We start from the raw sequence: 14,406 nt of genomic DNA on the forward strand, positions 1-14,406 counted from the left end.
GTTATTTTGAGTATATCAGTTGGCGTGATACTAAAAGCAGCAAATGGCCGATAAGAAAGAGAGTGTAAAGGAAAGGCCAGCGGAGCTGGCCTTTCAAATTAATTAGTTAGCTGCCACTCCACAGAATCCGGCACCTCCTACTAAAGCTACCGTCGCTGGAGTATCAGCATTGGTAGCTGCTACATAACGAACACATTGCTCAGTAAACCCTGTTAAGCCAAGTTCAATCCAGTCATTAGCTTGATTTGTTACGTCATCCTGAGCTGAATCTAAAACAACAAACTCAGCTGACAAGTCCAAGGTTTGCACAATGCCGCCTAGGTTGGCAGCCGCATTGTTAACCGCCGTTGGATAGCCAAAATCATGTGCTATTCCACCAATCACCGTACCAGGATTCGCATCATCAACCCATGGCGAGTATTGGTTACGTTCAATACCATTGATCGCGGCACGACCGTATGAGATGCCCATAGAACCCGCGATTGCTCCTCGCAGACCTTCTAGTGATGCTTGTCGTGCATCGCCTTGTAAGTTCAAAAAACGTGGTGCCGCAGTGACGGCAAGAATACCCAAAATAACAATGACTACCACAAGTTCAATAAGGGTGAAACCGCCTTGTCTTTTCATCGTTCTATCTCTCTATTTTATAGCGCATTACTGCAGAGTTACGGTCACACGACCCGTTTCAATTTCATAAACAAACTGATTTTCGCTATTACCCTCTTGCTGAATATAGGTGCAAGTTGAAGCCCCGTCATCAGCCTGAGCTGAATACTTAATATTTGAATCGGCCTCAGCTTGAGCAGTTGTGCCCACTCTTGGCGGATTCTGAAGTAGGTTAGACATGAGTTCGATACAAATATCATTGGTCAGTCCGGCAGGAAAACTATTGTCACCGTTGTTGATGGCATACGGATAGCCATCTCTAAAATCCCCACCAGATTGGTCAGAACTTGTAAGCCAAAAATCAACACCGTCATAGTTCACTGTATTACGTGTTGTACCATCAATGGTCACCGAGGGTCTCGCCTCTGCTTCCCACTGAGCTCTAGCCGATAACACGCCCGTCGCATATCCGCCAGCAACACCTTCAACACTGGCTTTTTTTGCTTCATCAGTCACGTCTAAAAAGCGCGGTAACGCCGCCACGGCAAGTAAACCTACCACGACAATGACCACGACCAACTCAACCAATGAAAAACCAGACTGTTTGTTAGCCATAAATTAATAACCTACTATTTAGTACACCGTATTATACGGAATTTTCTTACTTCTGCTAGAAGCCAAACTTCAATTATGAGACTCAGCTAAGAATCCAACTTTAGCAGAAAACTTGTTACCGATCAGATTGATAGTGAACACTCTACCTTGCTGATAAAAATAGCTACAACTGTAGCTGGTGCCTATTGAATCATCGACTATCTTCCATGGCTCTTTACCTAGGATTTCTTTCTCTGGGTATAGAACCTCAAACCAAAAAATACAGCTATTCTGTCGGTCACTATCAAGCGGTTCAATCCACCCACTATTAGTGTAGTTCAACACCCTACCATCAACCTCTAACGGCGTATTTCTCTTTGCCAATAACCACTGCTGCTTAAAGTAACTCGCTCGTTCAATCACTCTTTGCGTCGCCAGCAAAAAAGCAGAATCGTTGGCCTTAACTTCTACATTCTGCCACGCGAGTAGTAAGCTGAGAGTCAGAACCATCACCACCAGCAACCAAGTGATTAATCTTGAGCGCTGAAGGAACAGTGCCGCATTAACCCTTAATAGCATCAAGCATGCCCCACATCGGCAGGAAGATACCCAGCGCAAGCACTAACACCATACTGGCGACAATCACCAACAATATCGGCTCGATGCGTGCTGTTAGTGTTTTTAGGTCATAGTCCACTTCTCTGTCATAGAAGTCAGCTACTTCTAGTAGTAGTTCGTCTATTCGCCCCGTCTCCTCGCCGACAGAAATCATCTGAATAACCAATGGTGTAAAGATGCCGCTATTAATTGCTGTCGATGATATAGGGCTGCCCGCTTCAATGGAGGATTTCATCTCAAGAAGTCGGTTTTCTAGAAATCGATTTCCTAACGCTTCCGCAGATAAAGCCAATGATTGATTAAGCGGTACCCCCGCCTTAAGCATCAAGGCAAAGGTTCTTGAAAATCGTGACAGTTGAGCTCGATTGATCAACTCTCCGACCACAGGCATTCTCAAGCGAAACTTATCCCACTGCTCACGACCATTGGCAGTCCCGATCCAAGCTTTCAGGGCAAATAAGGCACCTATCATGATAGCGACCAGAACCAACCAATAGTTAACAAAGAATTCTGACGTTGAAATGAGGATTCGTGTTGGCAGTGGCAGATCGACACCGAAGCGAGCGAACATACTGGTAAACTGAGGGATCACTTTAACGTTGAGAATAAACATCGCGACCACAATAAAACTGATCACAAACGTCGGGTAACGCATCGCTGTTTTAATACGCTTACGTGTTTCAACTTCCTGCTCATAGTAGTTCGCCAGTTGCAACAAGGCCTGATCAAGACGACCTGTGTTCTCCCCGACATGGACCATAGAGACAAACAGTGAGCTAAACACTTTAGGATACATCTGCATTGAATTCGACAAGCTGTGACCGTTGGTTAGCTCTTGAGTGACCGCTTCAAGCGCTTGCTGAAGTTGCTTGTTGGCGCTATTTTGACTCAACCCTTTCATCGAGCGCAGCAAGGGAACTCCGGCTTTAGTTAAGCTGTATAGCTGACGACAGAAAATGACCAGCACTTCCAAAGGGATCGTTGGAGTGAGTAACGATTTGACATCAATATTGAACGCAGCCTGACCACCGCCAGCCTGAATACGGGTCGGAATGATTCCCTTATTCAACAACTGTTCGGCAACCGCATCCTGAGTCGGTGCTTCTATCGTTCCAGACGTCGCTGAACCATCTGAGTGTCTGCCTTGATATCGAAAATGTGGCATAGTGATTCCTAGATGTAGATCGCCTGTGCAGAACCTGAAGAGTCACCTTCTCCCAAGGTCTTCACTTCACTCAAACTGACAATGCCTTGCAAAGCTAACTCCATGGCAGAAGCAAGCAACGGTTTGTAGTTGGGTGCGTTACGCGCCACGCGTGAAAAGCCTACGGCATCATTTGCGCGCAGCATATCCATCATATCTTGCTCAAGCTCAAGCATTTCAAATACACCAATACGCCCTCTGTAACCCGTTAGGTTACAGTTTTGGCAACCACGGCCTTTAACAAAATGACTTTCAACCTGATTAGGGAAGCGTTGAGCGATCCATTGCTTGTCTGCCGCATCAAGCTCATCTTCCGTTTTACAATCAGGGCATACTTTTCGCACCAATCGCTGAGCGACGACCGCACGAACAGCACTCGCAACAAGATAGCCTGGCGCCCCCATGTCCATCATTCGTAGCGCACTATCGACCGCATCATTGGTATGCAATGTACTTAGCACTAAATGCCCAGTAAGTGCTGCACGAAGGCCAATTTCGACCGTTTCCTGATCACGCATCTCACCGACCAAGATGATATCAGGGTCTTGACGTAGAAATGTTCTCAACACAGTAGAGAAATCGAGGTCTATCTTAGGATTAACCTGAACCTGATTGACTCGCGGTAATCTGTATTCAACGGGATCTTCAGCAGTAATGATTTTTTTGCCTGGCTCATTGAGTTCATTGAGTGCACCATACAGAGTCGTTGTTTTTCCCGAACCAGTTGGGCCAGTCACTAATATCATGCCGTGAGGTCGACGCAATTGACGCCTTAACCTGACGAGTAGATCATCGGGCAAACCTGACTCTTCTAGTTTTCTCACGCCAGAAGACTGATTGAGGAGACGCATAACCACCGACTCACCGTATTGCACTGGCATAGTAGACATACGAATGTCCACCGATTGCCCTTTGGCTCGGATATTAAAGCGTCCATCCTGCGGCAAACGCTTTTCAGAAATATCTAAGTTAGCCATTAGTTTTAGACGCAGCACTAACGCCGAGGCAATGTTGACCTCATTGAGCAATGTTTCATGCAAGACACCATCGATACGCTGGCGTAGACGCAGAACATTCGAATCTGGTTCAATGTGGATGTCCGATGCTCCCACTTGGATGGCATCTTCAAACAGTGAATTGATCAACTTAACCACTGTCACTTCGTCACTGTCTTCACCTTCAATATTAAAATCGAAGGCTTCGGTTACCTGATGCTCCGCCTGTAACTGCTCTGCAAACGAAGCAATTTCTTTAGTTCGGCGATAGTAGCGGTCAAACCCGTCCACCAGTTGTTTTTCTGGTGCGATAACAAACTCGATCGCGTATTGCGATAATTGACCGAGTAGCGCCTCCTGAGCAAACAGGTCGGCAGGATCGCTCATTGCGACTCGCAAGGTATCCATTTGACGACCAATGACCAATGCCCGTAAACGGCGAGCGTGCACTTCAGGCAGAAGTTGGACCGCATCGATATCGACATTGGCTCGACTGAGATCGATCAAGGGAATATCAAGTTGCTGAGACAAAAATGTCAGCATCTGATGCTCACTTAAGAATCCTAACTCGATTAATGTCGCACCTAACTTTCGACCCGTTGATTGCTGTGCATTTAGCGCCTGCTCAACTTGTTGTTCAGTGATAATGCCCTCTTCGACTAGCAAATCACCCAAGCGCTTTCTTAATTTAATTTTCACTGCTGGATTCCTCTAAACTGCTAATCAGAGTTAGTCGGTCTCGGATAAATTGCTGCGACTGGCTAGAGAGTCCAAGCTTAGTCAACGCTTGATGGTAGGCGCTTTTTGCCGATGCTAAATCAAAAGCTCGCTCTTGTTGAATAGCCAGTCCTAACCACCAGCGAGCACTATCAGGCTCGATGGCAACTAACTGCTGGTAACTTTGCAGAGCCATCTCATCTTGCTTTTCTTTTTGCGCTAAAGCAGCACGTAAAGCTAAGTACTCCACTGAGACAGATTTTGGTAGGGCACTGAGTACCGTTAAAGCCACGCCGTTCTGCTGCTCTTTCATCAGCATTCTTGCCAAAGCTAAGCGTAAATCAACATCCTCTGGGTTGAGGGCGATACCTTTTTGCAAAATTTCAGCGGCTTTTCTTACTTCTCCTTTGCCATAGTAAAGCGCAGATAAGCGTTTTCTGACTGAGGCATCGGCCGGTGTATAACGCAATGCATCACTATAATGATTGAGTGCTTCTGATAGATTGTTGCCATCCAGTGCTTTTTTTGCACGCTGTTGTGCTTTATCCGACAACTGCTGTGGCGTTAAATCGACTTGCTCAATGACCACTTCGCCCAATTGAGCCTGTTTAACTTGAGATGCTTGGTTGCTTGTCATTTTATTTTGAGCTAGCAAAACAGTCGAAGCTTGCTGTGGATGTGGCGTTTTTTTGCTCACCTTTTGTGTTTCTATAGCTGGCTGTGACGGCTTATCTTGGCGATCCGTCCGATACAGGGCAGAGTGATTGGGCGTCACTTTCTGAGTGGGTGAAGCAACCTCAATTTGCTCGCTCGCAAATTCGATGGTATCAAGTCGATCGCTCATCGGTGCATGCTGAGATATTGCCCAGCCACCAACCGCTAAACTCAGCGCAAAACTTCCTACCACCCAAGGTAAAACAGGACGTTGTTTCACTGGGGCGATATCAGCTTTGGTAAGTGTCACTTTCGATGGTGACTCTTTAGCTAACTTGGCAAGCGCGTTATTAATTGCACTCATGATTTAACTCCACCCCCACAATAGCGGGCTCTTAAATTTAGGTTTACAACTGTCATAAGTGTCATGAATGGCAGCAAATAGTTGTCGATTAGTGACAATTGCTAGCTGTTGACTGCAAGCCAACAGCAGTGCTTTATGGCAGATTTGATTAATCAATCTTGGATAACCTTTGCTTGCTCGCCAGATAGCCTTCTTATGATTGAGAGAAAATAGAGAAGTTTGACCACCAACTTTGCTTAGTCGGTTGTCAATGTAAGCCACGGTCTCGTCAAGAGTCAGTCCGCGTAACTGGGCACTAAAAGTAATCCGCTGGCGAAACTGACGTAAATGATGCTGTGACAGACGTTCATCCAATTCAGGCTGACCAAATATTACTGTTTGCAACAGCTTACACCGTTCAGTTTCTAGATTGCCGAACAACCTCAGCACTTCCAAAGCATCATCACTAAGAGCTTGTGCTTCATCAATCAACACAACAACCTGCTTGCCTTGCGCCGTCAGCTCAATCAGACGCCCCTGAATATCATCAACAATCGATGCTGACTCACTATTATCGATACCCAGTTCACTGGCGACCGCCTTTCGCAACTGCTCTCCATCCAAAGCGGGATTAGGTACAAATACCAATTGGATATGGGGTTCAAACAGCTTTGCCATGACTCGACATATCATGGTTTTACCTGTGCCCACTTCCCCTGTCACTTTGATTAGCCCTTCCCCCATGGCCAGTGCCGCCATGACTGTCTGAATCGCCTCATAATGAGGCTCTAACCCCAAAAACAAGTCTGTGTCTGGAGTGAGGTGAAACGGCAAGTGCTCAAAACCAAAGTGTTCGAGGTACATATATACTACTGCCCGTCAGGGAACCACTCTTGCAGCAAATCCCTAGAACGTTCCAGCTCTTTTTGCCAAGTGTTGATACCAACGACTGATGGCTTCAAAAGAATCACCAATTCGGTTTTTTGCGTCAGTTGAGTCGTATTGCGGAACAGATGCCCTAATGCGGGTACATCACCTAAAAATGGCACTTTTGACACTTGCTCAACCGTGTTCGACTTCATTAAGCCACCAATCACTACGACATCGCCATCTTGAGCACGAATCACCGAATCCGATTCTCGAATCGAGCTTGTTGCTAATGGCAAGGTTAGTCGTCTCGAACCGTAATCAATTTCTTTCTGCTCTTGAGTCACATCAATAACAGCAGGATGAACGTGCAATAACACATTACCTTGGTCATCAATCTGCGGAGTGACATCTAACGAAATACCGGAGAAGAAAGGAGTTAGCTCTATGTCTGTTGTGGTATTCGATGTCGAACTGTTCGAATCCGTATTTGCTGAGAAATCAGTGACAAAATAACTGTCCGTGCCTACTTTGATAACCGCTTTCTGGTTGTTGGAGGCCGTCACCCGAGGGCTTGAAAGAACATTCAGATCACCTTGCGTTGCCATAAAGCTCAATACGGCTTCAAAGCTACCGCTCGAAATAACCAAATTAGACTGACCGCCTAACAAGGTGCCTATCGTATCTAAGCCGGGCAAAGGAAAAGGCAAACCATTCGAGTCTTTGACCGTAGAGCCCTGACCTAAAGTGTAATTCGTCCCGTTTGATGTAAAGGCTTTCGACCAGTTTATTCCTTGTTGATAGCCATCACTCAAGGTCACTTCCAAAATCTTTGCTTCCAAAATAACTTGTCGGTGCATACGTTGCTGGGAGACCATTAAGAAGTTGCGAATTTCTCTAATCTCATCAGGATAAGCTCTGACGGTAATCACACTCGCCTGAGGGCTCACCACAACACCTTGTCCATTACCAGAACCAATAAGTTGTGAAACCGCACTTTCTAATTGAGGCCAAAAATCACTTTCGTTAGTCGTTTCAATCTCCGTCCCACCTCGAGTCGAGTTAGTCGAGTTACTGCTAGATGAGTTCGAGTTTGAATTAGAATTGGATGAGTTGTTCGACGAACTGTTATCGGCATTCGTAATCGTACCGGTTGAAATCGAGGTAAGTGAACGACCAGAACGCTTGAACTGTAAGTAATCAACCGGAATAGTCACCGTTCGTAACCCCGCAGGATAAACCTGAATTACGTTACCTGACTTAGTCACTTCGTAGCCATACATGTCTTGAACTACCGATAGCACCTCATCAAGAGAAACATCACTCAGATTAACTGTGATAGAACCTGTCACCTTGGGGTGGATAGCGGCGCTAAATTCCGTTCCTTTAACCAAGCTGGTAAAAAAAGCTTTTGCTTCGACGCCATTAGCCTTGATTCGAAAGCGTTTTATGGTCTTGCTTTCTGTTATGTCGTCATTGGCAAGTTCCGGCATCAAGTCAGCCTCAACAGAAGGTGGCAGAGTTTCAAGGCTGCGGCTATTTTGCTCATTGATCGCTTGATTGAGAGTGCTTTTCGCTTCTATCGGATCGCGATGTCCCATGGAGCAACCAGCCAATATAGATGTAATCGTAATTGCGATAGCGAGTTTACGCATATGTTTCCACTGACCTTACTGTTTAATTTCCATAGAAAAGAGTTCTAATTTCCATTGCTGTTCACCGCGAGACAAAATGACAGCATCTGACTGAACTTGATTAATTCGGTAGCCATTAATTTTCTCCCCCATCCCTCTTACCTGACCAGCAAGAGTCGCTAAACAATCTTGCTCACCAGAACAGACGATAGCTTGAAGCTCCGGTAGGGGTGGTCGCACCTTTTGCTTCGGTTTCTCACCCGCAGGCCGTTGAGCTTCCCAACCCAGAGGTGCCGTCGGATCTTGTGCTGACCAAACAGTCGTTGAAATAAGCATGAATACTGCAAACAGCCACTTTCTATCCACCAATAAACTCCTGTCTGGAACCTAGGGTATACACTTCAAGCACTAAACGGGCTTCAGGATACGCTTCAACCGTGTATCGAAAGCTTCGCCAGTAGTATTTCATCGGTAAGTTCTCTAGCGTATCTAAATACTCAACGATGGCAAAATAGTTCCCCGTCACTTCGAGTCTGACTGGATGTAAGTAGTAACTGGACAGGATTTCTGATTGTTCATTACTTACTATTGGCTCAGCTTGCATTGATTCGAGCGCGACCAGCTTTAAACCTTTTGTCTCTGATAAGACATCTTCTAGCAGTAGCGCCATCTCGCTCGGTGAAATCAGATTCTCAACGATCTCTGCAAGTTGCTCAGATAAACTCTGGCTTTCAGACATCAAACGCTTGAACTCCAGATTGAGTTCTTGGTCTGGATCCTTTTTAAGTTTAGCCGTCATTAATAATATGTCGGCCTCTAAACGTTGTGCATCGAGCTTAGTGGCAGTGATCTGTTTCATCACCGCTTGATTGTTTTTTAAGATCGGCTCAACCAATACAACATATATTCCTAGTCCAAACGCCACGACGCCACATAGAGCGACCAGCCATTTCTCCCGCTGACTTAACTGAGCAAACTTGTCTTGCCACTGTTGCCAATACTGCTGCATTATTCGCGCTCCTGAGTCGTCTTTAGTTCAAACGTGATAATGCCTTGTTCATTGCGACCTATTTTGAGTTTTTCAAACGTCCTTCCTACGAGGTCTAACTCAGATTTGAATTGATTGACCCAATTAGGGATCGCTTGCGGATTTCTGGCTAAACCAACCAAATCAAGCGTGACGGCATCAATGGAGATCTCACTCAACGAGATATCGTTGCGACCTAAAGCCGCCAAAGAACGCATCACACCGGAATAACCAACTTGCTGAGTTTCATCAAACTCGCTGACCGCTTTGAGAGAGTTTCGTTTCGCTTCTATTTCTAGCTTTAACCTTGCTACCGCAGCAACTTTGGCAGGGGTCGGTTTATGCTGACTAAGGCGTTGGTTCAACACCGCGGTTTGTTTTTCAAACTCTGCGACTTGTGACCGGTATAATTGCAGTTCTTGAGTTAACTGAATTTTCTGGTACACCAATGCGGCACTGCTGAGCAAAAGAAAGGCACTTAACACTCCCCAGATGAGCACAATATTGCGTAGGGTGAAATAGTCTTGCTTCGTTTTGAACTCTTCAGGGAACAGGTTGATCTGTGCATTTTGTAAATTTTGAACAATTCCAACCAGAATTTCTCCGGATTGCTGTCCCAACTCCGACAGCTGCGAGACTTTTACACTAAGCGTGTCGTTTAAAGCGTCAACGATTTGCTGCTGCTCTTCATCATCACAACAGATGTACATTTGGTGCAGAGAAACAGTGCGTAACTGTGACGAAAGGTAATCAATCGAACGTTGCAACTCTAGTGCGATACCATCTAGCTGTAAGATGCTACTTGCAACGCCCGTCAATGGTGAGGCAATGCCTCGTATTGTACGTTGGAATGCACATTGCGACTCCACAAATGCACTGACTCTGAACTGACTTTGCCTGCTGCGTTGAAGTAATAAGAAGTTTTTATTCTCACTCGCATGCCCCCAGACTTCGTCCTCAACCATAATTCTCGACAACTCTATGTTGAGTGATTTGAGACCGTGATATAAGTTGACTACTGCACTGCGCGAAAATACATAGACTTGCAGTTTATTGCTGTTAGGCAGAGCCACAGCGTCTGCCACAATATCGGTCACTCGTTCGCTAACAAGATCTTTGAGTAAGAATGGCAAAGCCCCAGCAAGTTCGTTTTCTGGAACACTTGGCTTTTCTATCTGGTAGGTTTGGTACAGGTTGGAGTCGAGCACGACATCAAGCACAACCTCAGACACATTCGCATCTCGCAAAGCATCCAATAATGTTTCATGCCACGTAGAGCCCTGATAAGGAACCGACAATGCTAACTCTACACCAGGCAATGATGAAAAATAGAGTGCACTCGGCTGAACAACAACGCTCAGACGCTTTGCCGTTTCTTTACTGCGCTTAAATTTGCTAATCAGTGATTGAATGTTCATTCTGCTCTATGTTCTTCTCCAGCGATTGCGCCGACCAGCTTGTACTTTGTTCGAAGATGGACTGACATTCATGCTGCTAGCTGCAAGTGGCAGCATCTGTTTCTCAGCACATAAGTAGCGACCCTGTATACCGTGCACGCCCAAATCTAAAATCGTTTTATGTTCTTGCTTATTATCGACACCAACGGCGATTACCTGAGTTTTAAGTCCATCACACGCCCCCATTAGACTGCGGACAAACAACTGGTTTTCATGCCGTTGATCGATCTTTTTAATTAAACTTCGATGGAGCTTCAAGTAACTGACAGGTAGCTCTTTAAGGTAATGGGTACTGACGATTGAACGGCCAGCTTGCCCTACTGCCACTTGGCACCCTAAACCGGCAATCATCTTGCTCACTGGACGCATGTAATCCAGATGCTTAACCAAACGAGCTTCAGCAAATTCAAATATTAGCCTCGCTCTTTGCTCCGACGGCAATTGCAGGAGTTCATCTCTGAACCACTTGAAGTAACCTCGGTCGGCAAATGGAACAACATGCAAATTGATGGCGTAAGTTGCTGAATCGTTTGACTGAGCGAGGTAGCGCCTAATTGTCGTGATTGTCGCCGTATCAAGTCGAGCTTCGTAGCCCACTGATTCTATCGCTGAATTAAATCGCGACGCCTTAATCACTCCCTTATCTGGGTCATTAATGCGTGCAAACAGCTCATAATGGTCAACTTTCTTATCTTGCTGCTGGTTCAGGAGATAGCAAGGCTGGGAGAATATGTACAGGTTCTCAGGCTTTAGCACCACATCAAACAAAGTTCGCCAACGGACACTGCCTCGTTCTTCGTCTGCTTCAATGTGTTTTTGAAAACGACTCCAAGTATTGATGCCTTGCAATTGTGCACTTTTTAACGCTGTTTCAGCTTCATCAATAATTCGCCCTTGGCTCTCTGCCTCACGGTACATACTGACACCAATATGCACCCAATTATCGGTTTCAAGAGGAGAAGGAGGATCAAGTTTGGCTAACTGTTTTAAACAATGGCCAGCCATATTTGACACTTCTTTAGTCGACAAATTAGGCGCAAAAATAGCAAAATCCGAACTGTAATAACGAGAGAGGATCACATCTGGATATCTCTGTATCACATTATTCAGTCCTTCACCCACTTCAATGAGAAAGTCGTTCGCCACCTGCTTACTTTGCTCAACTTGAATCACTTCCCAGTCATCTACCCGAATGATCAACACGCCACCATGGGATCCATGTTCAGACAAAGCCGCTTCCAATTTGCTATCGAATAGCACTCGATTGGCCGCCCCCGTTAACTGATCCAAGAAGGTCTGCGAGCGGATAAAGGTATCAAAACGACTTCGCTCCTGACGCGCATCTTGAAGTTCTTCTATAAGTCGATCGAGTGCTTCACTAGCAGTATAAGGCCACTCTTTGACATCGCCTTGCGCATACTCCTCCACTCGACCCGCTAATATCATTCGGCCACGCTCTTCAAGCAGTTCAGAGCCATGCAGTTGATCCTTAAGCCACTTAAGACCACGATGCAGACAGAAGACGATCAGTGCAACAGCTAAGGTAATCGACCACAGTGCTTGCATTGAGTATCCATAACCAATATACGGTGGGACCGCTTTAAAACGAATGCTATAGCCGTCATTGCGATCCAAGGTGTATTGAGTCTGATATAGCAGAGAAGCGTCTATTTTAGAGGTTGTGTCTTTGAATCGATAAATCACACCGTAAGACGAGTGCAACTCCATCTCGACAATGTTCGAGGCTTGAAGCATTTTTGGCATCCATCGCTGGAGAGAATAGGCCGCATCTGGGTCTTCCATCTCTTTATCGACAACTTCAACAATGCCTTTCAATGAGTGCTCTAGATACTCTTGACCCAGTTGTTTAAACGACAGTGTCCCACCAAGAAATAGAATAAACATCGCACTCGTGACAATGACAGTCACAAAGGCAACAAGTCGAGTACTCAATTTTAAGGTAGGCGTGTACCTCATAGATAAAGAATTCCTTTTCTCAACGTATGATTCAAATTTTCAGGATGCTAATAGATAAACAGTCACTTAGCTAGCATTCCTTACCCAGCAACTAGGGGGATTTCGTATGTGATATTATTTACTATATAAAAAAGCCGCGACTTGCGCGGCTTTTTTTCAATAACAAGCACTTAGAATGGGATGTCGTCATCAAAATCCATTGGTGGCTCATTGTATTGAGGCTGAGCTTGTTGTGGCTGTGATTGTTGCTGATATGCAGGCTGTTGTTGCATTGCAGGTTGCTGTGGTTGTCCCCAACCACTTTGTTGTGGCTGTGATTGACCCATACCTTGCGCAGGAGCACCACCTTGAGCACGACCGCCAAGCATTTGCATTACGCCATTGTAGCCCTGAACAACGATTTCAGTTGTGTAACGGTCTTGACCATTTTGATCTTGCCATTTACGCGTCTGAAGTTGACCTTCAACATAAACTTGAGAACCTTTACGAAGATACTCACCCGCCACTTCCGCAAGTTTGCCAAATAACGAAACACGGTGCCATTCCGTTTTCTCACGCTGTTCGCCAGTCGCTTTATCGCGCCACGATTCAGACGTTGCGATAGTGATATTTGCTACTGCACCGCCGCTAGGCATGTAACGTATTTCTGGGTCTGACCCCAGATTACCTACTAAAATAACTTTGTTAACTCCACGGCTAGCCATGTTTCGCTCCGTCTAAATTGGTAATGATAGATAAATAGCGCAATAGGATAACACGCTTTACGCTCGGGACAAATTCCTCGACTGACAATGTATCGTCGTAGCTCTAAGTCAAACAACTCTAAGTCTTTTTTTAGACCCCTCTTCAGCTCCCCTTCTCCTGAGTAATTCATGAATTACTTTTTGTCATGAATTTTAACGCAAACTGCACACCTCGATTCGCACTGATGGTTTCGTTGCAGCACTCTATGTGTGCACTAATGCAAATACACAGGATTTAAAAAATGAACAAAAAAATATACACCAGAACCATTCACTTTTTATCTGAAGACGTCACTGCCACTAATCCATTTATTGATAAGCTTGAGCAACAGTTAGAATTGACCATACCTCGAATGCAACCTAATGATCTGCTTATCGCACTTCAACGGCACAAACACCGAATTTTATTAATTGATCACTACGCTTATACTAGGCTCAAAAGCCAGATTCGCGATCTTCCACTAGCCGATAAGTCATTTGAAACGATCATTTTCAATGTGACACATCCGCTTTCAACCGATGAAGTTCTTGCTTTTGGTCACCTTAAAGGCCTCTTCTATCAACAGGATTCTATTGAGCACATCGCCAAACGCTGCAAAGATATCATCAATGGCGAGAATTGCTTGCCAAGCAAAGTATCTGCACAACTGCTCTATTACTATCGCAGTGTCGTCGACAGTCAGACCGCACCCGCAACGGTTGATCTCACGATTCGTGAACTGCAAATTTTACGCTGCCTGATCTCTGGAGCGTCTAACATACAAATTGCTGAAGATATGTTTATTAGTGAATTTACCGTAAAGTCTCATCTGCAAAAGATCTTCAAAAAATTGTGTGTGAAAAATCGTGCTCAGGCTGCATCGTGGGCTAGACAACATATGAATCCCAACTACTGAGTCACATAGTTAAAACGAATTCAATACGAATACTGGCGTATTCATTATCTATTTAGTTAAAGCATGGTATTGTT

14 protein-coding genes are annotated in these 14,406 nt (G+C 45.2%); 1 reads left to right on the forward strand and 13 read right to left on the reverse strand.

The window, feature by feature from the left end:
* Positions 1 to 102: 102 nt before the first annotated feature.
* From DA100_RS20490 to DA100_RS20550, 13 genes are all read right to left on the reverse strand, one after another.
* Positions 103 to 627, reverse strand: a complete 525-nt coding sequence (locus tag DA100_RS20490; protein ID WP_138973829.1) for a type II secretion system protein — start codon at positions 625 to 627, stop codon at positions 103 to 105.
* A 27-nt stretch (positions 628 to 654) separates the two neighbouring features.
* A complete protein-coding gene (locus DA100_RS20495; protein WP_138973830.1) occupies positions 655 to 1,221 on the reverse strand; it encodes a prepilin-type N-terminal cleavage/methylation domain-containing protein in 567 nt (188 codons plus the stop codon).
* Between the two features lie 69 nt (positions 1,222 to 1,290).
* Positions 1,291 to 1,779 (reverse strand): MSHA biogenesis protein MshF, encoded by a 489-nt coding sequence (locus DA100_RS20500; protein WP_138973831.1) that lies wholly within the window; start codon positions 1,777 to 1,779, stop codon positions 1,291 to 1,293.
* Complete coding sequence (locus DA100_RS20505; protein ID WP_138973832.1) at positions 1,763 to 2,983, reverse strand: type II secretion system F family protein; 1,221 nt, start codon at positions 2,981 to 2,983, stop codon at positions 1,763 to 1,765. Before DA100_RS20505 ends, DA100_RS20500 begins: the two co-directional genes overlap by 17 nt.
* Before the next feature lie 8 nt (positions 2,984 to 2,991).
* Positions 2,992 to 4,716, reverse strand: coding sequence for a GspE/PulE family protein (locus tag DA100_RS20510; protein WP_138973833.1), 1,725 nt, complete (start codon positions 4,714 to 4,716; stop codon positions 2,992 to 2,994).
* Positions 4,706 to 5,752 carry a tetratricopeptide repeat protein gene (locus tag DA100_RS20515; RefSeq protein WP_138973834.1) on the reverse strand — a complete coding sequence of 349 codons (1,047 nt, stop codon included), beginning with the start codon at positions 5,750 to 5,752 and terminating at the stop codon, positions 4,706 to 4,708. Before DA100_RS20515 ends, DA100_RS20510 begins: the two co-directional genes overlap by 11 nt.
* Before the next feature lie 3 nt (positions 5,753 to 5,755).
* Positions 5,756 to 6,595 carry an AAA family ATPase gene (locus DA100_RS20520; RefSeq protein WP_138973835.1) on the reverse strand — a complete coding sequence of 280 codons (840 nt, stop codon included), beginning with the start codon at positions 6,593 to 6,595 and terminating at the stop codon, positions 5,756 to 5,758.
* Positions 6,596 to 6,600: 5 nt separating this feature from the next.
* Entirely contained in the window at positions 6,601 to 8,253 is a 1,653-nt protein-coding gene (gene mshL, locus DA100_RS20525; protein WP_138973836.1) for a pilus (MSHA type) biogenesis protein MshL, read from the reverse strand.
* 15 nt (positions 8,254 to 8,268) lie between these two features.
* The gene (locus DA100_RS20530; RefSeq protein ID WP_138973837.1) at positions 8,269 to 8,598 is read right to left on the reverse strand and encodes an MSHA biogenesis protein MshK; all 330 of its coding nucleotides are present in this window, start codon (positions 8,596 to 8,598) and stop codon (positions 8,269 to 8,271) included.
* Entirely contained in the window at positions 8,591 to 9,241 is a 651-nt protein-coding gene (gspM, locus tag DA100_RS20535; RefSeq protein WP_138973838.1) for a type II secretion system protein GspM, read from the reverse strand. The genes DA100_RS20530 and gspM overlap by 8 nt, the downstream gene beginning before the upstream one ends.
* Positions 9,241 to 10,677 carry an MSHA biogenesis protein MshI gene (locus DA100_RS20540; RefSeq protein WP_138973839.1) on the reverse strand — a complete coding sequence of 479 codons (1,437 nt, stop codon included), beginning with the start codon at positions 10,675 to 10,677 and terminating at the stop codon, positions 9,241 to 9,243. Before DA100_RS20540 ends, gspM begins: the two co-directional genes overlap by 1 nt.
* A gap of 6 nt (positions 10,678 to 10,683) precedes the next feature.
* Positions 10,684 to 12,693, reverse strand: coding sequence for an RNase E specificity factor CsrD (gene csrD / locus DA100_RS20545; protein ID WP_138973840.1), 2,010 nt, complete (start codon positions 12,691 to 12,693; stop codon positions 10,684 to 10,686).
* 170 nt (positions 12,694 to 12,863) lie between these two features.
* Entirely contained in the window at positions 12,864 to 13,397 is a 534-nt protein-coding gene (locus DA100_RS20550; RefSeq protein WP_138973841.1) for a single-stranded DNA-binding protein, read from the reverse strand.
* 281 nt (positions 13,398 to 13,678) lie between these two features.
* Here DA100_RS20550 and DA100_RS20555 point away from each other — a divergent pair, with 281 nt between their 5' ends.
* A complete protein-coding gene (locus tag DA100_RS20555) occupies positions 13,679 to 14,332 on the forward strand; it encodes a response regulator transcription factor (RefSeq protein WP_138973842.1) in 654 nt (217 codons plus the stop codon).
* The last annotated feature ends 74 nt before the right edge of the window (positions 14,333 to 14,406 follow it).

Source organism: Vibrio sp. Hep-1b-8, from assembly GCF_006124995.1.
Taxonomy (GTDB): domain Bacteria; phylum Pseudomonadota; class Gammaproteobacteria; order Enterobacterales; family Vibrionaceae; genus Vibrio.